We start from the raw sequence: 25612 nt of genomic DNA, 5'->3' as shown, positions 1-25612 counted from the left end.
AGCACCCGGACTTGCAGAAAGGTCTTTAAGGGCTGCTCTGCAGGTACATTTATCAATACAAAAAGTAAACCCTGCTAACAAGGTCCACGGCTAAGTTAAAGGGGTCATCATATTTATGCACCACAGGTGTAATATGCTGACCGCTTATCTTAGGATGAGCGGTTTTATTTATTCGGTACAGAAGGATGCGGATTATGCTCAAAATATCATCTGTATCCTTTTATATTATATTACTAAACTTAAAGCACTGGAGTTGATGAAGTTGGATAAGCGATTAGGTGTTATTGGTATTGTAGTGGAGAACCGTCAAGTTGTACCGCAGGTTAACCAAATCATAAGTGAACACGCGGAGATGATTATCGGCCGCATGGGGCTGCCGCACCGGGAGCGGGAAGTTTCCGTCATTTCATTAATTGTGGACGGCACCACTGATCAGGTGGGCTCCCTAACCGGCAAACTGGGAAATATCCCTTATGTTACAGTAAAAAGCGCCTTAACCAAAGTATGATCTTAATTCTATATTGAGTTATGCAATTGGAGGGTTTATACATGGAATCAACAGCTGTTCAGGAATGGATCGCTCAGGTAATTAAACCGGAACAAAATGAAAAATATAAGGTCGATGGAAATACTTTTATTGATACAGCTTACATTAATGAAACCTTGCTGGCTAAGAGGCAACCCGAGAAACAGGAAATAAGGGAAATAATTGCTAAAGCCCTTGACCTGTACCGTTTAGAGCCGGAAGATACGGCAGCTTTATTAAATTGCACGGACGAAGACTTGTGGGATGAAATGTATACTGCCGGCCTTAGGATTAAGGAAAAAGTTTATGGGCGTAGGATTGTCACCTTTGCCCCTTTATACATCAGCAATTTTTGTGTGAACAATTGTGTGTATTGCGGCTATAGAAAGTCCAATGAACATATTGACCGCCAGCAATTGAACATGGATGAATTGCGTAAAGAAATCAAAACCCTGGTAAATAAAGGGCATAAAAGATTAATTATGGTTTATGGCGAGCACCCCTGTTCCGACGTTGATTACATTGCGGAAACAATAAAAGTAGCTTACAGCACTAAGGTAGGCAATGGTGAAATTCGCCGGGTCAATGTCAATGCAGCCCCTGAGTCTATAGAAGATTATCACAAATTAAAGGAAGTAGGTATCGGTACATTCCAAGTATTTCAGGAGACCTACCACCCCGGTGTTTATAAAAGATTGCACCCGTCTGGTTTAAAGGCTAATTATGAATGGCGCTTGTACTCTCTCCACCGGGCTATGGAGGCCGGTATTGATGACGTTGGTATTGGTGCTTTGTTTGGGCTTTATGATTGGAAATTTGAGGTCATGGGCTTATTAGCGCATACTATTGATTTAGAAAAGCATTTCAATGGAGTCGGGCCGCATACCATCTCTTTCCCACGACTTGAGCCAGCTGTTAATACTCCTTTCGTTGAAAAAACCTCCTACAAAATCGATGATGATACCTTTAAGAAACTAGTGACAGTGCTTCGCCTGTCTGTTCCTTACACTGGAATGATTTTAACCGCCCGGGAAAATGCCGCTGTGCGGCAAAATGTTATACCCGTAGGGATAACCCAGATAGATGCCGGATCCAACATCGGTATTGGCGGCTATGCCAGGGAAGCTTTGGATTACAACCGGCAGCAATTCATTCTTGGTGACAATCGCAGCCTGGATGAAGCTGTTCGTGACCTTGCCCTGATGGGCCGAATTACTTCCTTTTGCACTGCCGATTATCGCTGCGGGCGCACCGGCAGCTGCTTCATGGGTTTTGCCAAAGAAGGAAAAATTCATAACCTGTGCATGCCCAATGCGATTTTAACCTTTAAGGAATACCTCCTTGACTATGCCAGTGAAGAAACCAAAAAAGCCGGAGAACCTTTAATCGAACAAGAGCTGGCGGCTTTGCCCAACCAAGCTGTTAAAGCAAGGACCGAGGAGTACCTGAAGAGAATCGAAGCCGGCGAGCGCGACTTGTTTTTCTAGGCTGCGCCGCTGATGCCAGGTGTTGAAAGTTTGAAACTTTAACAATAAAGAAAACAAAAAAAAGCCTCAGCCGCTTTAATACTAACCGGATATAATCTGTTGATTTTTAAAGGTGGTGTTGGAGTTGTTGGATCGTTTACAGGCAGTGGTCAAGGAGCATCAACATGATAATGACCTTAATTTTATTAAAGCCTGTCATGGAGTACTGACAGAAATCTATCCATGCCTGCACCTGCGTTGGGTGCATATTTACGGGAAAAGATGGGCTTATATTTATGGTAATTCAGGGGACCTGGGCCAGAGTTCTTTAAGAATACAATTAAGCCAGGATTACGGTATTTGTATCGATAATGCTAAATTGGTGGAGCCTGTGGAGTTGGACCAGGCTATGGCTATTATTAAGGAGCATTATAATGGCAAAGTCATGGTCTGAAAAAAAAATTACCAGTATATTATCCAGCCGGGATCACCAAATATTGGACGAATTGCTTGATGCTGCCGACCGCTGCCGCAGAAAAAGTGTCGGCCCCAAAGTTTTCTTAAGGGGTCTAATTGAGTTCTCCAATGAATGCCGGTGCAATTGTTTCTATTGCGGCATCAGAAATGGTAATCTGTCGATCCTTCGCTATCGTCTTCCTAACAACGAGATCATTGCTCTGGCCATGTCAGCATTTGACGCCGGTTACTCTTCCCTTGCCCTGCAGTCGGGAGAAAGCGATGATCCCCAGAAAATTAATGAAGTTGTGCAATTTGTTCAAGCAATCAAGGCCCAAAGCCTGGCCAGGGATAATACCGGTCAGGGTCTGGGTATTACCTTAAGCATAGGTGAATTAACCTTTGATCAGTACAAGGCATTATGGGAGGCAGGGGCACATCGCTATCTCTTACGCATCGAAGCTTCAGACCCCCGGCTTTTTAGCCAGATTCATCCTCCCGGTCAAAGCTATGAGAAACGCCTCCATTGCCTGGATGCTTTAAAGACGATTGGTTACCAGGTGGGTACCGGAATCATGGTTGGTCTGCCCGGACAATCAATTGAAAATCTGGTACGGGATCTTCAATTTTTTGTGGAAAGAGATATTGATATGCTCGGGATGGGGCCGTATATCCCCCACCCGAATACTCCTTTGTATATGAAACAGGTGCCTGATTATGATCCCTTTATCATGACCCTAAAAATAATCGCCCTGGCCCGTTTGATGATGCCCGATATAAATATCGTATGTTCAACAGCACTACAGACAATCAACCCACGGGGACTGGAACTGGGCTTAAAGGCTGGTGCCAATATAGTAATGCCGGTACTGACCCCGGAAAATTACCGCAGTAGCTATAGTTTGTATGCCGATAAAAATTATACACGGCCGCTAAAGTTAATTGAGCAGATTAGAGGGTACGGTTATGAGGTAGAACTACGGACCTGGGGCGATTCCAGGCACTATGCAGCCAGACAGGCGCAGAAATAAGCACCAGCTACTCTTCTTACATGGCTGAATTATTGAATTTATTAAACCGGAGGTGGCCATATGGACCAAACACCCAGAGGGAACAGACTGCACATTGCTATTTTTGGACGGCGCAATACAGGCAAATCAAGCCTGATCAACGCCTTAACTAATCAAGACATCGCCCTGGTTTCCAGTGTCCCGGGAACTACAACCGACCCGGTCTTCAAAGCTATGGAGATACTACCGGTGGGACCGGTGGTAATTATCGATACTGCCGGCATTGATGATGAAGGAGAACTGGGGCAGCTGCGGGTCCGGCGTTCCTTGGAGGTTTTAAATAAAGCGGATATGGTCCTACTGGTCATTGATGCAGCCGCCGGAGTAACTGAATTTGAGGAAAATATCGCCCGCACCTGCCGCGAAAACAAGCTGCCCATAGTTACGGTAATTAATAAAAATGACATACATCCGGTAACCGCTGAACAATTTGAACAAACCAGGCAGCAACTGGGCGTAAGGACGGTGGTTACCAGTGCCCTGACCGGCCAGGGTATTTCCGAGGTGAAAATTGCTATCATGAAGTCGGCCCCGCCCAGCTGGGATGAACAGGCTATAGTTGGCGACCTGTTAAAACCGGGTGACCTGGCAATTCTAGTGGTACCGATTGATCCGGCCGCACCCAAAGGTCGCTTGATTCTGCCCCAGGTCCAGACTATCAGGGATATCTTGGACCACCATGCAATGGCCTATGTGGTTAAAGAAAGTGAACTACAGGCATGCATGCTGAGCCTGCAAAAGAAACCACGGATAGTCATTACCGATTCCCAGGCATTTCAAAAAGCCGCTACCGAGACACCTCCGGATGTCCTGCTAACCTCATTCTCCATTCTCTTTGCACGTTACAAAGGAGATCTGAAGACCCTGGTCGCTGGTGCTAAAGCCATAAAGAATCTACGCCCCGGGGATAAAGTATTGATTGCTGAAGCCTGTACCCATCACCGCATGGAGGATGATATCGGTACAGTAAAAATACCCCGGTGGTTGCGCCAGTTGGCAGGCGGAGAACTTGATTTTCAATGGAGTAGCGGCAACCGCTTACCAGCCAGCTTGTCGGAGTTCAAACTGGTGGTGCACTGTGGAGCATGCATGATTAACCGGCGGGAAATGCTGTCCCGGATTATGCAGGCACAAGTTGCGGGAGTCCCCGTTGTTAATTACGGGGTTTGTATTGCTTATGTTATGGGTATTTTAAAGCGAGCTTTGTCTCCTTTTCCTTTGCTGCAGGAAAGCTTATAACTTGTGAATTAAAGCCGTCATATCCTCAGGTAGAGGGGCCTCACATTGCATGGTTTCCTTGGTAACCGGGTGGTTAAATTTCAAACGCCAGCTGTGCAAAGCCTGGCGCCGGATAATCTCTAGATCACCCCCGTATAAATCATCACCCATGATGGGATGGCCTAAATGGCTCATATGCACCCTTATTTGGTGGGTACGGCCTGTCTCCAACCGCAGTTTTACCAGGCTGCCGCCGGCAAAACGCTGGATTACGGAAAAATGAGTGATCGCTGCTTTACCCTGGGGTGTTACACCAAAGATAAGTGAACCATCATAAGGCCGGCCGATAGGAAGATTGATTGTGCCAGTATCAATATCTATGCTGTTGTGCACTACTGCCAGGTATTCCCTCTGGCAAAAGCCCTTTTTCATCTGCTCGGCAAGTTGATAACAGCTGTAACTGTTTTTTGCAATAATGATCACCCCGGAAGTATCCTTATCCAACCGGCTGACTGCTCTGAATTTACTGTTCCGCCCCTGCAGCTGCAAATGGTAAATAACGCCGTTAGCTAAAGTGTCCAGCACGTGATAAGAAAGAGGGTGTACCAGCATATTGCTAGGTTTGTTTAGTACCAAGATGTGCTCATCCTCAAACAGAATATCCAAGGGCAGCTTCTGGGGTATTACCGGTTGATTTTTATCCTCCTGAAAATTTATTTGGATTAAATCGCCTGCTTTAACCGGCGCGTTCAAACGAACTGTTTGACCATTTATCATAACCCCCGCACAGCGTTTAAGCCTGCGCATTTCACCACGGGAAATTTTCAGCTGGCTTTTGAGTATCTGTGAGACCTTTTGCTTATGATGATCCTCTGTTACCTTGTATTCGAGGTGCATATAGAAAACTCCATTTCAATTTTCATAGAAAACTCCGAATGATTATAACATTACTATAATAATATCCTAAACTCAAAAAAGAAAAGGCCGAATTGTAGGCGGCCAATTTAAGTAATTAAACAAAAAACTTGTGTAGCATTCTGCCTTAGAGAGGTCAATTTTAAGGAGAAATTGAATGATTTATTGCATAATAAAAAGCTATTGAATACTATCAGTAGCTTTTTCCCCATCCAGAAAAGACAGTTTATTGACTGAAAACAAAACCATGAGCAACATGCTCACTGTCCCTAAAGCATATGGAATATTCATCTGGATATCATATAATACCCCGCCAACCATAGGTCCGAAAATGCGCCCAAAGCTACTGAACGATTGCATAATCCCTAATGCAACACCCTGCCCGCCTGATGCATTTTGGGTTACCAGGCTCGAAGAAGTGGGACCAAGCAAAGTCCAACCTATATTAAATATCGCAGATGTTACGTATAACCCCAATACATTTGTCGCCATCAGCATTAGCAGCATACCCGTCGAACCGATCAGCAAACCTGCTTTAACTAGTTTTACATCGCCGAATCTTTTAACCAGTCTTCCGACTAAACCTCCCTGAATAATTACGCTAACAATACCTAAAACAGCAAACAAAATACCCATTTCCTTGGGTCCAAAGCCAACTTTATCCGCCGCAAATAAAGCAAAAGTACCCTGAAATAAGGACGAAGTAAAATTAAATACAAAGCAAATTAAAAACACCATAAATAGAGGTTGTTTGATTACTTCCAGGGTAATTACGGCCTTTTCGTCGGGAGTATTTTTTCTGGATTCCGACAGAGATTCAGGCAAAAACCAAATAGCAAAAGGTAAAGTAAGCACTGCCAGCCCGCCGGCCACAAAAAAGGGCAAGGCAAAATTGTCATTACTCAGCCAGCCTCCCATAGCAGGCCCTATAATCATTCCCAACCCCATTGCCGCACCAAGTATGCCCATTCCCTTAGACCTTTCTGCACCACTGGTTGTATCGGCAATATAGGCCATGGCGGTAGGCAATGTGGCTGATGAGAGAATCCCTGATAATACTCTTATGGCAAACATCATCCACAGATCAGAAACAAAGCCAAACAGAGTAAAGGTAACTCCGTATCCAACCAGGCCGATTAATAATACCGGCCTCCTCCCAATCCGGTCGGACAGGCTGCCCCAGAATGGTGCGCAAATAAACTGCATTATGGAGTAAGCAGCCATAAAAAAGCCAAGGGCAGTTGCCCCGCCACCTAAATCAACAATTAAGAAAGGGAAAATTGGGATCACAATCCCAAACCCCATCATTACCAGCAGCAGTGTCATAAACAATACGGCTATCGGCTTGTTTTTTTTACTCATTTCCTAATCCCTTCTGATAAAGTGCATTGTTCTAAAAAGTCCTTCAGAACCTCATCACTCAGCACCCGGGGTATTTTAACCTGATTTTCTGAAGCTCCTCTTAATATTAATTCCCGTTGGAAACGTTGAAAGGTACCCGGCCGGACAATTTGCAGCAATAAACTACCTATCCGGCCGGCTTCAATGCCAGCCCCGTACCTGGGATTAGCTTCTTTAAGAGCTTTTTCAAGTATCCCTTGCCAGGTAGTATAATCTAATACTTTTTCAGGTTCCTGCACTTCAACAAAAAACACATACCTGCCTACAGGCCCATCTAAGTCAATAGCGGTAGTATAGTCCACTAAGTCACTGCCCCAAATTTTAGCTGCCTTTTTTAATGCAGCCAGAACAGCAGCCTCCTGTGTTTTCTCGGCGTCTACATTGAGCAATTGGCCTTTGCGATACAAGAATTCAATCACAGGACTGCAGTTATAGTAATCCACCACTTTGACAACATCTCCAAGTTTATAACGGTAAAAACCGGCTTGATTCGTTATCACCACTTCATAACTCTGACCCTTTTCCAGCTGCTCTAAATTTAGCACAGCAGGATTAGGCATCTCTGCTTCCTCCACCGGGATAAACTCGTGATAAGCTGTTCGGGGTGAAACTACATAGGTAGTATCATTTGTCCGAGTACATATTCCAAGCATAGCCTCGGTGGCGCCGTACACCGCTGAATAATAAGGTATATCACCGGTATACTGGCGTAGTTTATCCATGTAGATACTAAAACTTCCCCCGGCTACACAGCAAATATAGAGTACTTTAGGCCACAGGCGACTGGTAATATTACCCATGCCTCGTCTAGCTTCCTTTGCCAACTGTTCGGCCCGCGCTGTATCAGGCCGCATCCGCTTGGTCAACTTACTCCTTACCTCCGGCTCCAGTTCCAGCTGTTTACTAATGCTACCCTCTGCCAGGTCATTCACTAAGCTCAACCATTCTTCTTCCAGCAGGCGGAATAGCTGTAATATAGGTGATGGGAAAGGTGCATTAATATATGCCAAATCTTTTTCCTGCAGAGCAAAAAGTAAGTGCAAATAAAGGGCTGTGCGCTGGTCAGCCAGCTGCAGTATTTCGGGCGGCGACGTCCACAGGTAGGGGACAATAAACCGCATTGAATTCATGCCGCCTGAGGTTGCCGCACCGGTGGGAATACCTCCTGCGGTCATCCCGGCCTTAACACTGTTCATCAGAAACAGCCCCCGTCCGCCCTTTCGGACTTCAGGTACAGCCTGCAACAGCATGCCCTGGGTCAACAACATCATATTACTGTTTACAACTTTCCGGCTTTGAGCAGTAACAGGTATTAATTTACTTTTACCCGTTGTCCCAGAGCTTAAGCCAAAATAAATAACAGGCAAAGAGGTAAGGATATTGACTGCGCCATCGGCCATTCGTTCAATATAAGGCCGGTAATCCTCATAACTAGTTACGGGTACTTTGGCTTTATAATCTGCAGCCGACATGATGGAAGAAAATTGGTATTTGCGTCCATATTCCGTATCTTTATTGATGTTTAATATTTCTTTTAATACTGCTTGATTAACTGCACCAGCCTGTAAAGTGTCTTCTTCAAATTTTCTTCGACAAGAATTGGAAGCCACGTTCATGGTGAGACTAAGAATTTTTTGTAACATAGACATAATATCTGTTCCTTTCTACACTTTTTCCAACTCCAATAAGTGCTGATTTAAAAGCTCGATGGTTTTTTTTAATCTAGGTTTGATTTCTTTACGCATATCGTTCAGTGCATCTCTGCCCAGGCCGGTCAGCTCATAAACTCGAGTAGACTGTCCCTTGACATTGCCCACGTATACAGTTACCAGACCCAGCCTGACCATTTTTTGCAGCACCGGGTATATTGAACCCGGCGAGGGTTTCCATTCACCCCTGGTCATATTTGTTATTTGATCAATTATTTGCTTGCCGTACATTTTCTTTTCCGCTAACAGACTAAGTACATAAAAAGACAAGAATCCCCTTAGCAACAATCCTCCACTTAACTTGGAAAAGTCAATAAGGTCTTGGTATGGTTTTTTTATAAGCAAGCGGTCCACTCCCTATCGTTAACGATTATCGCTAACGATAGAATATAATAATTTCAATTGATGTGTCAATACCCGTAAAAATAACGGCTCCCGGATGAAGTGCCGTTAAGCATAAAAAAACCGCGCCCCGGCAAAACGAGGCACGGTTATAAACCTGTTACTTTTGTGTCGCCTTAGCACGCCACTGCGCTGAGTTGGGAAAGAAAAGCGGCTCGCCGTAAACATCCTTCTTGAAGTTTTGGATCAACGTTTGACCCTCGTCTGAAGTAGTAAAGTCTACAAATTTCATCACCATATCATGCTTAACCTGAGGGAATTTATCCGGGTTAACCGGGATCAAAGTGATGTAATTTAGAAGTGATTCATGCTTTTCCACCAGAACCTTTAAGGTAATCTCATTCTTGAGTGTAAGATAAGTAGCCCTGTCTATGACGGTATAAGCCTGCTGTTCATTTGTGTAACGCAATGTGGCAGAGTTGCCCTGCGAGCCGCCCTCCCAAACCTGGTACCAATCGCCCTTGGGCTCCATTTCTGCGGCTTTCCAAAGTTCCATCTCAGCTACATGTGTGCCGGATTTGTCGCCACGGCTGATAAACTGAGATTCCATTTCCATAATCTTCTTTAAGGCCTCCGTCGGGGTCAGCCCTTCAATTCCGGCCGGGTCGGATGCCGGACCAACAAAGACATAGTCATTATACATCAGGTCGATGCGCTCTGTACCCCAACCCTCGTTTACAAACTGCTCCTCAAGCGCCTTAGCGTGTACCAGCACCAAGTCAAAGTCTCCGGTCTTGGCCATCTCCAGTGCCTTACCGGTACCTGCACCCTCAAATTCCACCTTAATACCCGTTTTCTCTTCAAAAAGCTCGGCCAGGGCGCCTACGATACCCGCGTCAATAGGGCCGATTGTGCTCGCCAACCGGATGGAAGGTTCGAGTTCGCCGCTTACAGTGACAATCATTTCGGCCTCGTTCCAGTCTACTGTCTTACCCAAAACCTCACTAACAAAGCTTAACGGCACCATAACCCGCTGATTTTGCAATTTAGCCGGCGAGTCAAGCGCCACTGCTTGACCGTCAACAGTGGCCTGACTGCTGCCCACAGGCATAGTGATCATGGAATCCCCCATTGTAACAATAGCCGATTGAGTTGCCTTGTCCCATTTCACCGCAACGTCCAAGGCCTCACTTACAAACCGCAGAGGTACAAAGGTCCGCCCGGAAACGACGTCAAGAAAAGCCCCTTGATCCGGGAATATTACCTGCTCATCATTAATTATTACTTGTACGGCAGGAGGCGCGGCCAAAGCCGCTGCGGAACCGAGAGCGAAAACCAACATTAAAGCCAGGATAAGCGATAATTGTTTTTTCAACACGTTTCCCTCCTTTTTTTCGAGTAGTACGGCTCAGTTAAATTACATTTTTTGTTATATATTTAGTATTTTTTATTAAGCCTACCCACTATATAAAGGGTTATCAGACAAAGACAGCTTCATGTACTGTAACCTTAACCTCCTTTCATGAAAAAAATAAATCCGGTTGGTCAAAAAAGAGCCAGCCGGATCTTGGCTTCCGAGCGATAGCTCCTTTGCACAGTGGGAGGCCGGCCTGTTTCCAGGTCAACCTGACAGCCCTGTAACCTTGGGGTTACATCCTTTAGGTATGAGGGCTCGGAGCAATTATATTATTTTGACCAAACCAGAAACTACAACTCTGTACATCTGCTTTCATCAACTTATTGAACGCGATTTCGATATTTGACATTAAAATTCGCTTTTAACAGCTTCAATCCCTGCTAGCTTAGACAAATTTCCGGAATTCTCGCATACAGCAATATAGATGTTTCATGCAAACAATTATTCTCTGATTTTCCTTTCTTTTTCCAAAGCATATATCTTAATAGCAGCACAACAATGATGGAGTGACCTGGTAAACTTTCTTCCGTGACTTTTTTCATTCGCTTCTAGTTCTATCCATCCTTTTTCCAACAATGTGCTAATTGCGCCATATTGGGTACCTGCTCCAAGTGCTACCCGTCCATTACTAAGTGTTTTAATGTTTTACATGATGCCGTAACCATGCAACGGTTGATAAATAGCAGCTTGATAAAAAATTGTAGCCGGTTTTGGGGACTGGTTACACCATCCAAAAATCGGCCAAGAAAGCGAACTATATTAATATCTTTGTTAGTTAATTAAATAAACCATTTCCGCATTTGCCCTAATTTCTACCATGCCGGGGTTAATGGGAGTGGACGAAATACTATCTCCCCCCATCCTAACATCCATAGCCTTCTCAAAATAAATCGGCTGTGGAGCATTATCGTACCAGTTGCCGCTGGCAGACTTAATGCCAACAATTTTTTTGCCTAATGCTGCAGCAATAACCTCTGCTTTTACCCGAGCGTCTTCTATGGCCTGGGTTAGTGCCTTAGTTTTTTGCGCCGTGCTGCCTTCAATATAGAACCTAATATTCTGTACCTGATTAATCCCGCTCTTAACTGCCAGGTCAATAATTTTACCGATCGAGGCTGTATCCCGTACAGTAACGGTTATTTCGTTGCGCACCATATAACCACTAATTTTAGATGATTTTCCTTCCTCGTATATATACTGTGGATTAAGGTAATATCCGCTAGTACTAATGTCGGCAGCCGCAATACCGGCATCTCTTAAAGAATTTATTACTTTAGTTACTAGTTCAGTGTTTTTTGCTTGAGCTAATCCTGCATCATTCGCTTCAGTAATTACCGAAAAATTAATATCAGCCATATTAGGGGACAGCTTGACCACTCCTTCCCCGCTTACTGAAATAACGCTCGTTAAATCAGTTTCCGCAGCAAAGCAGGTTGTACTAAAGGTAAGTAGACATATAGTTGCCAGCAATACAATTAACATAGATTTTAATTTCATCTTACAGACCCCCTTTAATAGATTTAAACTTAACAGATCTCAAACCAAATGGATATATACTGATCTCAATCCCCCTTTTCTCTTATCTGTTTATATGACTTAATTATTTGATATATTGTTCCAATAAACAGCATGCAAATTAATGAATAATTCAGCATCTTCAGAAATTAAAACAAAAGAAAATCAGCCCATTAAGCTTTGTTTGCATTCTGGGACTGATTATTTTAATCTATCATAAAACATATTGGTGTTATTTAACTATTCTTCCCGAATAGTTAGGGTAATTGGTGTAACCTGGTAAGACATTTTTTTGGAAAACAAACCCAAACAAGGTAAGCAACAGCAACATGTGCATGGTCGGCAAAGTTAAATCACTCTTTTTTAATGTCTTGGTAAAGTTTAACATTGGCTTGCCTGGCACGCTCATTAATACGTCCTTAATATCCCCTTCCGAGATTGGCACGTGATTTTCACTTTCGTCTACCATAGCTAAGTCAATTATTGTAAGATCTCTCTCATCAGCAGACAAGCTAACATTTACCTGTTTAGTAATTTTATCTTGTCCCGAGACGCCTAAATACAACTCATATGTATCATTACCTGGTTCCTCTGCACATTCTGTTACAGAACATTGTCCATCTGGTTCCAGCTCTTGATGCGTTTCTTTTAGGAGGTTATCCGGATAATTTAATAATTGGCCAGGTATGTCATTGTTACTAGCCATCAATTTGTACCGCAAAAGCTTGTGATCACCAGAAAGCTTTGGTATAGCAATAAAATACCGGCCCTCCCGGTCAGTAAACGTATACCCCAAGGGTTTTTCAATCCCATTGTCAAAGCAGGCCAACAACAGCACAATGGCATTGCCGACGTACAAACCGTTATTGTCCTTAACTATGCCATGAAAGCATAAATGCTGTTCATTTTCCGAAACTGCCGAATCATGCATTGTACACGCGCACCCGGTTAACTTTTTGTTCATAAAATACCTTCTCCTAATTGCAAATTACTACTATCCAATCCTTCAACCCCTAACCTGCAGACCGGTATAGCATCAATTTCTTGATAATGAGTCAAACCCGGTACCAGAATTTATTCGCTATCCGGATTACCAGCGCTAGCCCTGACAATAATTGCAGTGGTACCGTCCGGTAGGCTGTCCTTATTGATATACAATAGATAATGCCCGTCATGACCACTAATTGAATGACTGAGAGGCAGTTCTTGATTATTATCTATACAGGCAAATACCTTAACCAGCGCTCCGGCAACAGGTTTATTTTCGTCGCCTTCCGTTACCACGCCGTGAAAAACCACTTCATTTACCCTTGTGATTTGTATATTTCCTTCAAAATAATTTTGCTTTTTAAGGTCGACTGAAAACTCCACAAAACCAGGCACCCAGGCCATCCGCAAGACCTCCCATAAATCTTTTTGCATATACTATTAAAGTTATTCCTGCTAACATAGTTGAGTTACAGAATACTACTGTTATTAAATACCATTAACGTCACTAAACAAAAAAAAAAATAACCTCATAATATATTACAGGCAATGCTGGCAAAATTAAAAAAATTACCCTCAGTTAAATAAGTTCGAATAAAAGGAGGGAGCCATGTGTCTGCTAAACAGCTCCAAGAAACAATTACTATAGCTATACATAACAGGGAAGATTTAGATAAAATTTCAAGTATGAAACTGGACCTGTTGCTTCCCAAACACCCAGAAAAAATAATCAAACGGGGCAAAGTGTACAATAAAACTGAGCCGGTAGTGGTCTGCGAACTCCCTGTTGTAGTGCATGAGACTATCCCGATTAAAAAAGCAAAAGCTCAAGTTAATTCTATAACCGCAACCTTAATCAAACAAAACCCAAGTTAAGAAGCCAAGATATTATTTATCTTGGCTTCTTACTTTATGTTATGTGGTAATTGACAGTTACACCTTTTTAGCCGCTAAAGACCATTAATGGCTACCTGTTGTTTCTGCAGTACTTTAAGGGTCAGATCAATAACAATTTTTTCTTGAATACTGTCGAATTCGAATTCCTCAAAAGGAGCAGCATAGTACGGATCTTTCCGGTCCAGTGCCTCATCAAACTCGGTAATAGTAGCACTGATTAATTCACAGAATGGAAGCTCGTTAAAGAATTCGGTTGTTACTTGATTCAGTTCAGTCAGGTCGCCGGACAATAACTGGTCTTTTGCCGGGAATTTGGGGCCAAGATCTTGTTGTACCAGGTATTCAAATTGATCTGAAGTGTTAAACAACACAGGAGCCGGAGCTGTCACGAATTCAGTAATAGCTGTGACACAGTTCCAGGGCACATCGACAGTGCAGTGAGAGATATTTCCGCAAATACCTTCTTTATTGGAAAACTTACGAGTGGCGTATTCAATGTTCTTGCGGATGAAGCCGCTGATAAATAGCTTATTGGTATTTTGGATAAGCCGGCACTGGGTAACTTTTAAACGTTTGTTAATGCGTTTGAGCTCAATAGCGGGCTCAGGTAAGTTAATCTTGGCATCAATGTTAATCTGTACAGTCAGCTCTGCAAGTACAACCGGTATTTTGGCTATAGCAGTGGTTATTGGTGCTGGAGTAACGGGGGTATTGTCACACAATGCCTCAGTAGTAGCTTTAACATCCAAAACCTGTTTTTTAACCATTTTTTCTGATGGTTTAGCATCAACTTCATACATTATTTTTGCCTCCTTGAATTTTATTTAACTTACGATACCAATGTATGAAATTAGTTCCATATGTGTTACTCTCACCCGGCCTAACTAAACAATCTCTAAAAAGCGACATTAGACATTATATTAAATGCTGGTTGAAAAAGTTTCCAATTAGATTTATTTAAGAAATATAAAAGGCACCCCGCTTATGTTAAGCTGGAATGCCTTTACTATTTGCTATTTATAGCTGCGTTTATTGCGCACAGATCCAAAAGGCCATAACCTTCCTTTAGAGTTAAAATTTATTCATGCGGGTCAACCTTTCTGCATGTCCTCCCGGCAATACCTCCCTTCACCCTTCGGTTACCTTAACGCGATTGGTAATGGTGCATCGACTTATCTCTGCTGGCTAGTGTGCCAATGACATTTAAACCCATATACACTGCACAGCCGCTAATAAATTTTTTTCCATTCTCTCTATTAGCCAATCATAAGCAATTCACATTCATTAACAGTCGCTACCATTTTAACACCAACAAAAAATATATTAATAAGAACAGGAGATTATCTACTTTTCAACTAAAACGTGTTATAATAATTAAGAAAAATTAGAACATTCCTTTACTGGTAAGAATTATTAGAATTGCAGACAGCCATGATGCTATGACATCACACCGCATTTATAAAGAGAACATGACCCCAGTAAAGCAATTAACGAAATAAAACGATATTCCAGGACTATGTTTGATCCCATATATTGCCTAAGCATATCAGGGAATATAAGTTCCAAAAATTCTCATAGCATAATGGGAGGTGTTAAGAGTGTGGAAAGAATTTAAAGAATTTGCCATGCGGGGAAATGTTATTGATTTAGCAGTTGGTGTTGTGATCGGCGGAGCCTTTGGAAAAATCGTTACCTCAATGGTCAATGATATCATCATGCCTTTAATTGGGTTAGTTTCCGGCAATATTAATTTTACCAACCTGTTTATTACACTGGGTGACGGCAACTTCAAAACCTTGGAAGAAGCCCAAAAAGCCGGTGCGGCTACCTTGAATTACGGCCTATTTTTAAATAATATCCTAGACTTTCTGATTATTGCCTTCTCAATTTTTATCGTTATTAAACAAATTAATAAACTTAACAAAAAGAAAGAGGAACCGGCACTTGTAACCGAGAAAACATGCAAATATTGCTTTAGTACGATTCATATTGATGCTACGAAATGCCCCTACTGCACATCGGACCAGGATTAAGGTCCCTATATACTTATCTTTTCGTCTTACGGCAAATACTGTTAGCAAAGGCCTTCGTACCACCAACGAAGGCCTTAAACTATCCCCACAGCACTGTTACCCATTTAGGCACATCGCACCCTGTCTACCTGGTCAGTTAACCTCCACTTCTAAGCTGCACAAATCAACCAAAGCATCCGTGCAGCTGGTAAAACCTTTACCGCTGAGCAATTTTTTAATGAACACCTTAAAATCCTGCTGATGCCGGTTTTGATTGTCACTTGGCAAGCCGGTAGATTTAGCCGAACTGGAACAGGTATTGGCTCAGATGCCCCGCAACAGTTTATCAAAAATACCTTAATCTACATCAGAAGAAATACCCCACCGTTGCAAACCAGACGCAGGGTATTTTTTAATCAGCATAAAAGTGAAAAACCACTATAACAAATTTTGAATTCTTCTCCTAACTTTTTCTTCACCCATTATTTGCTGGAGCTCCCAAACATCCGGTGATGAGCTGCGGCCTATAACAGCTATTCTTATTACAGTACTTACATCACCAACATGGCCTTTGTACATTTGGGGATTTTTCTTATAGTCCTTTGGTTTTTCTGCATATCCATTTACCGCTGCTATTGCTCTAATTTTATCAAACCACTGGTTTTGATCATCACTGTGATTATAGGTATCCAAGTATGCTTTCAGTAATTTTTTCGCTTCCTCATCCTCTATATTTTTCGGATACTTATCAACAATTTGGAAGTAATCATCAAAGAAATAACTGATAAAATCAAATATCTGTTCACAATATATTAAATCTTTACGTGGCTTAGCAGAATCTCTACCTATAGATAACAATTTAAGCACAGCATCTTTATGGTAAGTTAAAGGGTTAACTATATCTTTTTTATATTCCTCTGCCCATTTAAGTAGAAAATCATAAATTTCTTCCACTGGAATTTTTAATAAAACATTTTTGCTGATATCATTAAGTTTGTCCAAGTCAAATAAAGCACCGGAATTGCTCATTTTATTTAATGCAAATTGAAAAGCATCCGTACTACTGTCTGGATTTTTAATTCTCCATTCTTCGAAATTGGAATTTAAAATCGTCAGCAAGTATTCTCTAACTGCAGCTGGATGATAGCCCAGTTTCATGTAATACTCTAAACCCAATTCGGGATCTTTTCTCTTGGATAACTTCCTCTTTACCCCATTGTCTATCTTCATTAAATGAGCCGTATGGCAGTATACCGGCAGCTCCCATCCTAATGTCTTAAATAATTCATAATGTATCGGCAAGGTAGAAAGCCATTCTTCGCCCCTGACAACATGGGTCACCCTCATCAGGTGATCGTCCACCACATGGGCAAAATGATAAGTCGGAATGCCGTTAGTTTTTAATATAACTACATCCTGATAATTTACAGGTAATGAAAGTTGACCTCTAATAGCATCATCTATTTCAAATGTGGAATCTTCGTTGCCCATTGATCTTAATCGAAGTACAAAGCTTATATTATTTTGTAAATTTGCTTGGACTTCTTCCAGGGATAAATCTCTATCCCTGGCCCATTTACCATAATATCCTGTGTTTACATTGGCAGCTATTTGCTGCTTCCTTATCTCTCCCAGCTCTTCCTCAGTACAAAAGCAGGGATACGCCCTACCAATCTCAACTAGATATTTAGCTACCGTTTGATATATCTCTCCGCGATTGCTTTGAAAATACGGGCCGTAATTTCCTACTTCCCCATCAATGCTTGCTCCTTCGTCAAACATTAGGTTAAAATAGGCCAAGGATGAAATAATGAGTTTTACGGCTCCCTCTACCTTGCGTTTTTCATCGGTATCTTCGATACGCAGTATAAATATCCCGTTACTTTGGTGGGCTAAACGCTCATCCACGAAAGCCCCATATAAATTGCCCAGGTGAATAAAACCTGTAGGGCTAGGGGCTAATCTAGTAACCTTTGCTCCCGTGCTTAATTCTCTACTGGGAAACACGATTTCTTCATAATAAGCCATTGATTTAGTTATATCCGGGAAAAGCATCTCCGCCAACTTTTTATAATCCATCGTTTACCCTCATTCTCTTTTTATTAAATTTATGGACGGCTTCTTTTGTTAACTAAAACAAAGAACCGTCCATGTAAATTATACACCTGTTAAGTAATTTTTAAACAATTTTTTTAAGATCGCTGCTTTCTTCTTATAAACCTAGTTTTCAGTTCGAAAATTTATATCGTCCACTGATCATGGATAACGCCTACCAGATACCACTTCGAAGATTTTTGTTCAAAAGCCAGCCGTAAACTTACCCAATCCATGCCATTATATTGTGGATCAAAACCCGGGAAGTGGTACTCCACAAACTTAGCCTCAGGATATACATCGGCAATGTTAATTAAGCTATTGCCCTTACCCAGAACTTGGTTATACCCTACTTCTTTAGCATTCAGAAAATCTTTATCGTAGACAAACTTGTTATAATAATCCGCAAAACTCAGTCTTATTGGTTCACCCGAGCCGTCATAGCTTCCCCAAACGTACACGGTATTGTCCGACGGTAACTGCCTGACTTTGTCAGCGGTAAACACCAGATCTTTTTCTTTATTCACATAACCATAAGGTGAAAAGCGAACACCTTTATCCGGATGCACTGCTTGAGCAAGGGATTCCATGTCCTTGGCCTTAATAAAAGCAAGAATTTCTGCCGCCCGGCCACGTATAATACTCTCCGTGTTAGCCCGGCTGCCTTCATCCGGGTCAGTATTCAATACATTGCCGACAGTAGATGAATTGGCGCCTGTGGTTCCATTTTGCTGGTTCACCTTTTCTCCGTTATTACCTGGCTCTGCATTACAAGCTGCTAACCCCAGAACAAACAAAACAAATATCATCAAGGTTATAAATTTATGTTTTATCTCCAGACCCTCCTTTGATTAAAATTTAAGCGCACCCGGACAAGATTGCTCATAAAAAAAGACGTACAAATAATATTATTGTTCCCCGGTATTGGACAGTCTAACGGCAGTAGTCCAGGTTTTTTTACACCGGTTATATACAGCTTAACCATTGAAACCAAATTTTGAAGATAGGAACAACAATTCGCGCAGAAACTTAAACAGCAAGTGACAGCCTTTGAACACTGCCTATGAAATTTAATAATTTTATGTCAAAAAGTTTAACCAATTGGATTACAGTATGACCAGCCAGCTGTGCCCTTGGATAAAAATTTTAGCAGTGCGTATGCATTTATGGGCAGGTTGATTAAAGGGCTAACCTTAAAATATTATAGAATTGTAAAATATTCTCTTGACGCCTCTATGTTAAGATGCGTAAATAAAACAGAGAATAAAATAAGTTGTTCATAGTATCTAATATAGTTAGGAGAGTTTAAATTTATGTCCATGACCATTACTTATGAAATTGGCGATTCACTTTATCTTAACATAACTAATCGCTGCAGCAACAATTGTTCTTTTTGTGTGCGGTCCAAAGCTGACGGAGTTGGTAATGCAAGTAATCTATGGCTTGACCGTGAACCCACTGTAGATGAAATTATACAAGCAATACAAGAGTGTGATCTATCCAGATATCAGGAACTGGTATTTTGCGGTTATGGAGAACCAATGATGCGCGCCCTGGATATAGTTGAGATTTGCAAAAAAATAAAGTCCTCTAACAATATACCTATACGCATCAACACTAACGGTCAAGCCAACCTGATATTCGAACAGGATATCACCCCCCTCTTGGAAGGCTGGGTGGATACTGTTTCGATTAGTATGAATGCGAGTAATAAAGCTAGTTACCAGGCTTTCTGCCATTCAATGTACGGAGATGCCGCTTTCGATGCAATGCTTGAATTTGCCATAAAGTGCAAAAAACATGTCCCTAAGGTTATTTTAACTGTTGTAGATGTGATTTCCCCAAAAGATATTCAAACCTGTCGAGCCATTGCTAACGAAATTGGAGTGGATTTTAGAGTTAGATATTATCTCGTCTAAAAATATTTTTTCTCCCCAAATATGAACCACCTTCCCTTTGTATGCGTCTTAATTTAGAGATGAGGTTTCTAAGATTAAGATCATAAACCTCCTGTTTATCTTAATATAAATAAACAGACAGGCATACTTTCCATTGCCCCTATGCTTCAGCTGCGTATTCAGTATTCAGGGTGTTTGCTTGATATACTGAGTTTTACTATGATTTTATCTAGAATAATCATACAATTCAATTATTAAGTAATAAATACATGCATAAAAAGGAGGGGTATTGATGTTTGGCGGAATCTTTCAACCAACCCATTTAATTCTTATCCTTGTTGTAGTCCTGATAATTTATGGGCCAGGAAAACTGCCCGACGCTGCTAAGGCGATGGGTAAAGCACTGCGGGACATGCGGCACTCATTCTCTGAAGATGATGAGAAAAAAGAAGCCAAACCAAACAGCGAAGAACTAAAAGTAGCCAACAATGCCGCCGCTTCAGTCCAAAACGCACCGCAAAACACCAATCTGCAGTAAAAACTCTGGCATATAAAGCCGGCAAAGCTTAAGGGGGTGATTCTCATCAACCAGCGGGCATCCCAGCAGGACGAACAATCGGTCATTCAACATCTTGAGGAACTGCGCCGGGTAATCATCGTATCGCTTATCGCCACCTTTATTACCGCAGGGGTCTGCTGGTTTTTTAGCGATCCCGTACTCAAAATATTACTGGAGCCCATCACCAGCAAAGATTACGATGTAATCTATATCGGCGTCACTGAAGCAATAATGACCAAATTAAAGCTGGCCTTTTTTTTGGGGTTTTTGGCCTCCCTGCCCATCACCCTCTGGCAGTTTTGGGGGTTTATTATACCTGCACTGTATAAGGTAGAGCGCATTTACTTTACTTTGTTTATCTTATTGTCTTTTCTGTTTTTTATGGGAGGCATAGCCTTTGGCTTTCTAGTGGTATTCCGCATGTGTGTCAACTTTTTGTTGAGCTACGGGGGCAGTGAGCTGCTGCCTATGCTCACTATAGGCAAATATGTATCCTTCACTTTAAACTTTCTGCTGCCTTTCGGGCTGGTATTTGAACTGCCCCTGGCTAGCTATTGCCTGGCCAAGCTGGGCGTAATCAGCTATCGCACCATGATTAAGGCACGGAAAATAGCCATCCTTGCTTCTGTAGTTATTGCCTCCGCGCTTGTGGCTTCACCCGACATCTTCTCGGTATTGCTGATGGCCGCTCCAATGTACCTGCTATACGAAATAAGCGCCACCATCGTCCGCGCCGTGGAATGGCAGGCACGACGTAAACAGGCCGGCAAAACCTTTAATCCTAAGGCAACTTTAAAAAACCTACTGGATAAAATCAGGCACCGCGGAGCAATGACTGAATAAGGAAAAAGAAAGGCTTTTTTATTAACGTTTTAATTCGTAGATAGTTAACTTACTGAGTATTTAAGTCTGACCCAAGGAGGCTTAATTTATGGATGACCAAGTAAAAGAAGATAAGCAGGTAACCAGGCGCTCCTTTCTCAAAATGATGGGCGGCCTGAGCCTGGCCGGGATCACCATAGGTCTGACTGGTTGTAGTAATACCACAACGATGGCAGAGCAGGCCGGCGGGGACGGGTGGCTGCCCCAGCAATACCAAGGCAGAGGTAACTGGCCTGCTCAGGTGCGAGGGCGAGTGCCTATTGATCCGGATAACCCTTCCATCGTTAGAGACGACCAAAAATGCATTTTATGCGGCCAGTGCATGGAAGTCTGCACCAGGGTCCAAACCGTAGCCGGTCACTATGGCATGCCCATGGCCGACGACATTATCTGCGTTAACTGCGGGCAGTGCACCCTCTGGTGCCCCACCGCAGCCATCACTGAACGTGACGATACCCAAAAAGTAACGCAGGCCATTAACGACCCCAACAAGCATGTCATCGTGCAAACAGCTCCCGCCACCAGGGTAGCTCTGGGCGAGGAATTCGGGCTTCCCCCCGGCACCTGGGTAGTCGGCCAGCAGGTCGCGGCTTTAAAACGCTTGGGCTTCGACGCAGTATTCGATACCAATTTTACTGCTGACCTCACCATCATGGAAGAAGCCACCGAGCTGATTAAAAGGGTTACCGGCGAAATAAATGCACCGCTGCCCCAGTTCACCTCCTGCAGCCCGGGCTGGGTGAAGTTTTGTGAATACTTCTACCCGGACCTGCTACCCCATATGTCCAGCTGTAAATCTCCGCAGCAAATGCTGGGGGCAGTTGCTAAAACCTATTACGCCAAGGTTAAAAATATAAAACCGGAAAACATCGTATCGGTATCCATTATGCCCTGCACTGCCAAAAAATTCGAGGCGCAGCGCCCTGAAATGAACGACAGCGCCCATTACTGGCATAAAAAAGATATACAAGATGTAGATGTGGTCTTAACCACCCGGGAGCTGGCCCGGTTGATTAAGCAGCAAAAAATCGACTTATCCAAACTGCCTGAAGAAAACTATGATCCCATTATGGGTGAAGGCACCGGCGGCGCTATTATCTTCGGCGCTACAGGCGGCGTTATGGAGGCGGCGGTACGCTCCGCGTATTTCCTGATCACCAAGCAGCAGCCCCCGGCCGATTTATTCAACCTTACCCCGGTACGTTACCTGGAAGGTGTAAAAGAGGCAGCCGTGGAGGTGCCCGGTGTGGGAACAGTGAAGGTAGCCGTTTGCCACGGCCTAAGCAATGCACGGCAGGTCCTGGATGCGGTGCGCGCGGGTAACGCTCCCTGGCATTTCGTGGAGTTCATGTCCTGTCCCGGCGGGTGCATCAACGGTGGAGGACAACCCAGGTCTTCGGTACCGCCCTCTGATGAGATACGTATGGCCAGAATCAACAGCCTGTATCAGGCAGATGCTAAAGCACCGCTCCGTGCAAGCCACGAGAACTCCGAAATACTGGCTATTTACGAGAAATTTTTACAGCACCCCATGAGTGAGCTGTCCGAGGAACTGCTGCATACCTCTTACACCGATAGAGGCAAGAAAATTAATGCTCTCACTTCTTAATAAACTTAAATATTTTTCTAATTTTTAGAAACTTTGAAATTGCTCAAAGGTAGGTGAATGAATTGTCCAAGGGAGTTTTAGTTGACCTAACTAAGTGTATCGGCTGTGGCAGCTGTTCGGTAGCCTGTAAAATGTGGAATGCTTTGCCTTACAGCCAAACTTCACAGCAGCAGGGTAGTAACCTGGACGCGGATACTTGGACTGTGATTAATCGAGCTGAGGTCAAAAAGGACAATGAACCGGCCTGGCGGTTTATTAAATACCAGTGCCTGCACTGCGATGAACCGGCTTGTGCTTCGGCTTGCTTCTCCAAAGCTCTTAAAAAGACCAAGGAGGGCCCGGTGGTCTATGACGTGAGTTTATGTGTGGGCTGCCGATACTGCATGCTGGCCTGTCCCTTTAATGTACCCAAATACGAGTGGGATAAAGCCTTTCCAGAGGTACGCAAGTGCCAGATGTGCGCCAATCGCGTTTATAACGGTGATAGCCCGGCTTGTGTGAGTGTTTGCCCGGCCGGGGCGCTGACCTATGGCGAGCATAAAACTATCCTGGCTATGGCCAGGGAAAAAATCAATGGCGACGGCGGTTATGTAAAACATATCTTCGGTGAAAAAGAAGCCGGGGGTACCAGCTGGCTGTATATTTCAGATATACCCTTTGAAAACCTGGGCTTCCGTACCAACGTCACCACCAAGCCGCTGCCTGAATACACAGAAAGCATCCTGGGCTTAACACCCGCTGTGGGGCTTAGCTGGGGAGCGCTGCTGACCGGCATGTATGTTTATAACCGCCGGCGCAATGAAATAGCCAAGGAGAAGGAAAAGCCCGGTAATAAATAATACAAGGAGATCTTACCCTCCTCCGCAATACTAGAAAAAACTATTTTACAAGGAGGCTTTGTCATGGCTGACCAAGGTAAATGGCATTTTACCATGACACCTACTAGGAAACTGCTATTGCTGCTGGGTCTGCTGGGTGTACTGGGGATGGTGTACCGGCTGGTGGCCGGGTTGGGCAGTGCCACTAATTTAAACGATCAATGGCCCTGGGGTATGTGGATTGGCTTTGATGTGCTCACCGGAGTGGCGCTAGCCGGCGGCGGTTACAGCACCGCCCTGATCGTACACATTTTAGGCGTAAAAAAATATAGTCCCATTGCCCGCAGCGCTTTGTTAACTTCCTTAATTGGTTATTTACTGGTCATGGCCGGACTGTTTATGGATATCGGTCGATGGTTCAACTTCTGGCGCCCGTTTGTTTCCTGGGGCTATACAAGTGTGTTGTTTGAAGTTTTTTGGTGCGTGTCCCTGTACACAATGGTTCAGCTACTCGAGTTTGGCGAGATTGCTACCGAAAAGGTGAAAAAGGGCTGGCATAACTTATTCAAAAAAATGCTGCCTGCGCTGCTGATTATTGGTGTGTTGCTGCCCACCCTGCACCAGTCTTCGCTGGGTTCACTTTACGTGATCGAAGTGGGTAAATTATACCCGCTGTGGTGGTCAATGCTTCTGCCGGTGTTTTTCTTAATGTCCTCCTTCTTTGTGGGACCGGCGATGGTAACCGTAGAGACCTTTTTGGGCGCCCGGGCCCACGGCCACAAACCGGATATTAGCCTGCTGCAGTCCTTTATTAAGATCTCGGGCTATGTAATGCTAGTTTACCTGTTGCTTAAAGTAGTTGACCTTTATTACCGCGGGGCTGCAGGATTGGTCTTTGCGGGTAACCTGGAAGGCAACTTGTTTTTGCTGGAAATGGTCTGTGGGGTGCTCATTCCCATCATTATCTGCTTCACCCCCCAGCTGCGGAACAGTGTAAGCGGTTTGGTAACCTTTGGGGTACTGGTGGTATCTGGCGTGATTCTCAACCGAATGAACGTAGTTTTTACCGGCATGGCAGATTTCATGGGCGGCGCTTACTTCCCCTCGGTTATTGAGTGGTTGGTCACCATCGGCTTAATCGCTATCGGGGTGCTCGGCTATCTATTTATCGTAGAGAATTTCCATATCTTGCCTAGTCACACGCCTGGTCAAGCAGCTACCACCGTTGATAGAGTGAAAACAAAAACGGCAAGTGCATAAGAATTAAGTAATTTAAGTGCTAATACAATTACGAGCGTACCTGGCCTTGTGATCTTCCGGACAGGTACGTTCGTTGTTTTTTGCTTTTTTTGGCTGTGCTGCCATAGGTGGTAGTGCAACATAATTCAATATTTTTAGTCGTTTCTAATCTGCGGAGCGTTGTAATTTATAAGGTAATTACCTGATCCACTCCAACACCGGCCAAAGCAGTGTACAGCTGGGGGAAGCACCCTATTGAAGCCCCGGGCACCAGGTCTTTTTCTATGTTCCGTTCAATGGCACACTGATCGCATGCCATGAGCAGCATCCCCGTCTTATCATGGATTTGCTGCAGGCGCTCACCCATTTCAGTGCCTCTTAAAAGGAAAAAAGTATTATCCATGAAAAAGAACATACCCACCACTTCCGCCACATGAGTATCCTTTTCCAGCTGCGGGATAATCATGTTATTCAATATCTTTTGTGAGTTGGTGGTGCTAAAAACGTAAGCCACTTTCATTAAACTTACCCCTTTCATTGGTTATTCTTTCAATTAAACGCTAAATAGCATCTCAGCCACAA

Annotated in this window: 25 protein-coding genes and 1 riboswitch; of the genes, 13 read left to right on the top strand and 12 right to left on the bottom strand. The window is 43.4% G+C overall.

Annotation, left to right across the window (positions count from 1 at the left end; translation table 11 throughout):
- Positions 1 to 115: 115 nt before the first annotated feature.
- The 5 genes from SPSYN_RS16375 (at position 116) to hydF (ending at position 4757) form a co-directional block, all read left to right on the top strand.
- Positions 116 to 508, top strand: coding sequence for a TM1266 family iron-only hydrogenase system putative regulator (locus SPSYN_RS16375; protein WP_341478886.1), 393 nt, complete (start codon positions 116 to 118; stop codon positions 506 to 508).
- A 41-nt stretch (positions 509 to 549) separates the two neighbouring features.
- Complete coding sequence (hydG, locus tag SPSYN_RS12805) at positions 550 to 2013, top strand: [FeFe] hydrogenase H-cluster radical SAM maturase HydG (RefSeq protein WP_161822893.1); 1464 nt, start codon at positions 550 to 552, stop codon at positions 2011 to 2013.
- Between the two features lie 124 nt (positions 2014 to 2137).
- On the top strand, positions 2138 to 2446 hold the full coding sequence (locus SPSYN_RS12800; protein ID WP_161822892.1) for a hypothetical protein: 309 nt from the start codon (positions 2138 to 2140) through the stop codon (positions 2444 to 2446).
- A complete protein-coding gene (hydE, locus tag SPSYN_RS12795) occupies positions 2427 to 3479 on the top strand; it encodes a [FeFe] hydrogenase H-cluster radical SAM maturase HydE (protein ID WP_161822891.1) in 1053 nt (350 codons plus the stop codon). The genes SPSYN_RS12800 and hydE overlap by 20 nt, the downstream gene beginning before the upstream one ends.
- A gap of 60 nt (positions 3480 to 3539) precedes the next feature.
- On the top strand, positions 3540 to 4757 hold the full coding sequence (hydF, locus tag SPSYN_RS12790; protein ID WP_161822890.1) for a [FeFe] hydrogenase H-cluster maturation GTPase HydF: 1218 nt from the start codon (positions 3540 to 3542) through the stop codon (positions 4755 to 4757).
- Here hydF and SPSYN_RS12785 read toward each other — a convergent pair.
- The 8 genes from SPSYN_RS12785 to SPSYN_RS12750 all read right to left on the bottom strand — a co-directional run bounded on the left by SPSYN_RS12785 (position 4752) and on the right by SPSYN_RS12750 (position 13427).
- Positions 4752 to 5633, bottom strand: a complete 882-nt coding sequence (locus SPSYN_RS12785; RefSeq protein WP_161822889.1) for an RluA family pseudouridine synthase — start codon at positions 5631 to 5633, stop codon at positions 4752 to 4754. The genes hydF and SPSYN_RS12785 overlap by 6 nt on opposite strands.
- A gap of 198 nt (positions 5634 to 5831) precedes the next feature.
- Positions 5832 to 7013, bottom strand: coding sequence for an MFS transporter (locus SPSYN_RS12780; RefSeq protein WP_161822888.1), 1182 nt, complete (start codon positions 7011 to 7013; stop codon positions 5832 to 5834).
- Positions 7010 to 8701 (bottom strand): GH3 auxin-responsive promoter family protein, encoded by a 1692-nt coding sequence (locus SPSYN_RS12775; protein WP_161822887.1) that lies wholly within the window; start codon positions 8699 to 8701, stop codon positions 7010 to 7012. Before SPSYN_RS12775 ends, SPSYN_RS12780 begins: the two co-directional genes overlap by 4 nt.
- Positions 8702 to 8716: 15 nt before the next feature.
- Positions 8717 to 9106 carry a PadR family transcriptional regulator gene (locus tag SPSYN_RS12770; RefSeq protein ID WP_202623832.1) on the bottom strand — a complete coding sequence of 130 codons (390 nt, stop codon included), beginning with the start codon at positions 9104 to 9106 and terminating at the stop codon, positions 8717 to 8719.
- Between the two features lie 157 nt (positions 9107 to 9263).
- Positions 9264 to 10478: a substrate-binding domain-containing protein gene (locus SPSYN_RS12765; protein ID WP_243153046.1), complete on the bottom strand. Its 1215-nt coding sequence runs from the start codon at positions 10476 to 10478 to the stop codon at positions 9264 to 9266.
- Between the two features lie 194 nt (positions 10479 to 10672).
- A riboswitch (molybdenum cofactor riboswitch) is annotated at positions 10673 to 10793 on the bottom strand.
- Positions 10794 to 11291: 498 nt separating this feature from the next.
- Positions 11292 to 12017 (bottom strand): SIMPL domain-containing protein, encoded by a 726-nt coding sequence (locus SPSYN_RS12760; protein ID WP_161822885.1) that lies wholly within the window; start codon positions 12015 to 12017, stop codon positions 11292 to 11294.
- Positions 12018 to 12267: 250 nt separating this feature from the next.
- Positions 12268 to 12999, bottom strand: coding sequence for a hypothetical protein (locus SPSYN_RS12755; RefSeq protein ID WP_161822884.1), 732 nt, complete (start codon positions 12997 to 12999; stop codon positions 12268 to 12270).
- 110 nt (positions 13000 to 13109) lie between these two features.
- Positions 13110 to 13427: a hypothetical protein gene (locus SPSYN_RS12750; protein ID WP_161822883.1), complete on the bottom strand. Its 318-nt coding sequence runs from the start codon at positions 13425 to 13427 to the stop codon at positions 13110 to 13112.
- A 207-nt stretch (positions 13428 to 13634) separates the two neighbouring features.
- Between SPSYN_RS12750 and SPSYN_RS12745 the strand changes: the two genes are divergently transcribed.
- Positions 13635 to 13898: a hypothetical protein gene (locus SPSYN_RS12745; RefSeq protein WP_161822882.1), complete on the top strand. Its 264-nt coding sequence runs from the start codon at positions 13635 to 13637 to the stop codon at positions 13896 to 13898.
- Positions 13899 to 13972: 74 nt separating this feature from the next.
- Here the strand turns inward: SPSYN_RS12745 and SPSYN_RS12740 are convergent, their stop codons facing one another.
- Positions 13973 to 14719 carry a CsxC family protein gene (locus tag SPSYN_RS12740; RefSeq protein WP_161822881.1) on the bottom strand — a complete coding sequence of 249 codons (747 nt, stop codon included), beginning with the start codon at positions 14717 to 14719 and terminating at the stop codon, positions 13973 to 13975.
- A gap of 798 nt (positions 14720 to 15517) precedes the next feature.
- Here SPSYN_RS12740 and mscL point away from each other — a divergent pair.
- On the top strand, positions 15518 to 15952 hold the full coding sequence (gene mscL, locus SPSYN_RS12735; protein ID WP_161822880.1) for a large conductance mechanosensitive channel protein MscL: 435 nt from the start codon (positions 15518 to 15520) through the stop codon (positions 15950 to 15952).
- 417 nt (positions 15953 to 16369) lie between these two features.
- On the opposite strand, the gene gltX is transcribed toward mscL, so the two are convergent.
- Complete coding sequence (gene gltX / locus SPSYN_RS12730) at positions 16370 to 18010, bottom strand: glutamate--tRNA ligase (protein WP_161822879.1); 1641 nt, start codon at positions 18008 to 18010, stop codon at positions 16370 to 16372.
- 161 nt (positions 18011 to 18171) lie between these two features.
- Positions 18172 to 18765 (bottom strand): hypothetical protein, encoded by a 594-nt coding sequence (locus SPSYN_RS12725; protein ID WP_161822878.1) that lies wholly within the window; start codon positions 18763 to 18765, stop codon positions 18172 to 18174.
- A 573-nt stretch (positions 18766 to 19338) separates the two neighbouring features.
- Between SPSYN_RS12725 and SPSYN_RS12720 the strand changes: the two genes are divergently transcribed.
- From SPSYN_RS12720 to nrfD, 6 genes are all read left to right on the top strand, one after another.
- Positions 19339 to 19944 carry a TIGR04100 family radical SAM protein gene (locus SPSYN_RS12720; protein WP_161822877.1) on the top strand — a complete coding sequence of 202 codons (606 nt, stop codon included), beginning with the start codon at positions 19339 to 19341 and terminating at the stop codon, positions 19942 to 19944.
- 271 nt (positions 19945 to 20215) lie between these two features.
- Complete coding sequence (locus SPSYN_RS12715; RefSeq protein ID WP_161822876.1) at positions 20216 to 20461, top strand: twin-arginine translocase TatA/TatE family subunit; 246 nt, start codon at positions 20216 to 20218, stop codon at positions 20459 to 20461.
- A gap of 36 nt (positions 20462 to 20497) precedes the next feature.
- Positions 20498 to 21325, top strand: coding sequence for a twin-arginine translocase subunit TatC (gene tatC, locus SPSYN_RS12710; RefSeq protein ID WP_243153045.1), 828 nt, complete (start codon positions 20498 to 20500; stop codon positions 21323 to 21325).
- Between the two features lie 88 nt (positions 21326 to 21413).
- The gene (locus SPSYN_RS12705) at positions 21414 to 22973 is read left to right on the top strand and encodes a [FeFe] hydrogenase, group A (protein WP_161822875.1); all 1560 of its coding nucleotides are present in this window, start codon (positions 21414 to 21416) and stop codon (positions 22971 to 22973) included.
- A gap of 62 nt (positions 22974 to 23035) precedes the next feature.
- Positions 23036 to 23812: a 4Fe-4S dicluster domain-containing protein gene (locus tag SPSYN_RS12700; RefSeq protein ID WP_161822874.1), complete on the top strand. Its 777-nt coding sequence runs from the start codon at positions 23036 to 23038 to the stop codon at positions 23810 to 23812.
- Between the two features lie 63 nt (positions 23813 to 23875).
- Positions 23876 to 25051, top strand: a complete 1176-nt coding sequence (nrfD, locus tag SPSYN_RS12695; protein ID WP_161822873.1) for an NrfD/PsrC family molybdoenzyme membrane anchor subunit — start codon at positions 23876 to 23878, stop codon at positions 25049 to 25051.
- 166 nt (positions 25052 to 25217) lie between these two features.
- Here nrfD and saoD read toward each other — a convergent pair whose 3' ends face one another.
- Positions 25218 to 25550 (bottom strand): DsrE-related protein SaoD, encoded by a 333-nt coding sequence (gene saoD, locus SPSYN_RS12690; protein ID WP_161822872.1) that lies wholly within the window; start codon positions 25548 to 25550, stop codon positions 25218 to 25220.
- Positions 25551 to 25612: the final 62 nt, after the last annotated feature.

This window comes from Sporotomaculum syntrophicum, from assembly GCF_009932395.1.
GTDB classification, from domain to species: domain Bacteria; phylum Bacillota; class Desulfotomaculia; order Desulfotomaculales; family Desulfallaceae; genus Sporotomaculum; species Sporotomaculum syntrophicum.
Note: the sequence above shows the minus strand (reverse complement) of the source record. Positions and strands in the feature narration are given on the sequence as shown.

Coding starts and splice junctions, on each gene's coding strand:
- SPSYN_RS16375 (WP_341478886.1), top strand. CDS start 116: ATGCACCACAGGTGTAATATGCTGACCGCTTATCTTAGGATGAGCGGT.
- hydG (WP_161822893.1), top strand. CDS start 550: ATGGAATCAACAGCTGTTCAGGAATGGATCGCTCAGGTAATTAAACCG.
- hydE (WP_161822891.1), top strand. CDS start 2,427: ATGGCAAAGTCATGGTCTGAAAAAAAAATTACCAGTATATTATCCAGC.
- hydF (WP_161822890.1), top strand. CDS start 3,540: ATGGACCAAACACCCAGAGGGAACAGACTGCACATTGCTATTTTTGGA.
- SPSYN_RS12785 (WP_161822889.1), bottom strand. CDS start 5,633: ATGCACCTCGAATACAAGGTAACAGAGGATCATCATAAGCAAAAGGTC.
- SPSYN_RS12780 (WP_161822888.1), bottom strand. CDS start 7,013: ATGAGTAAAAAAAACAAGCCGATAGCCGTATTGTTTATGACACTGCTG.
- SPSYN_RS12775 (WP_161822887.1), bottom strand. CDS start 8,701: ATGTCTATGTTACAAAAAATTCTTAGTCTCACCATGAACGTGGCTTCC.
- SPSYN_RS12760 (WP_161822885.1), bottom strand. CDS start 12,017: ATGAAATTAAAATCTATGTTAATTGTATTGCTGGCAACTATATGTCTA.
- SPSYN_RS12755 (WP_161822884.1), bottom strand. CDS start 12,999: ATGAACAAAAAGTTAACCGGGTGCGCGTGTACAATGCATGATTCGGCA.
- SPSYN_RS12750 (WP_161822883.1), bottom strand. CDS start 13,427: ATGGCCTGGGTGCCTGGTTTTGTGGAGTTTTCAGTCGACCTTAAAAAG.
- SPSYN_RS12740 (WP_161822881.1), bottom strand. CDS start 14,719: ATGTATGAAGTTGATGCTAAACCATCAGAAAAAATGGTTAAAAAACAG.
- gltX (WP_161822879.1), bottom strand. CDS start 18,010: ATGGATTATAAAAAGTTGGCGGAGATGCTTTTCCCGGATATAACTAAA.
- SPSYN_RS12720 (WP_161822877.1), top strand. CDS start 19,339: ATGTCCATGACCATTACTTATGAAATTGGCGATTCACTTTATCTTAAC.
- SPSYN_RS12715 (WP_161822876.1), top strand. CDS start 20,216: ATGTTTGGCGGAATCTTTCAACCAACCCATTTAATTCTTATCCTTGTT.
- SPSYN_RS12705 (WP_161822875.1), top strand. CDS start 21,414: ATGGATGACCAAGTAAAAGAAGATAAGCAGGTAACCAGGCGCTCCTTT.
- nrfD (WP_161822873.1), top strand. CDS start 23,876: ATGGCTGACCAAGGTAAATGGCATTTTACCATGACACCTACTAGGAAA.
- saoD (WP_161822872.1), bottom strand. CDS start 25,550: ATGAAAGTGGCTTACGTTTTTAGCACCACCAACTCACAAAAGATATTG.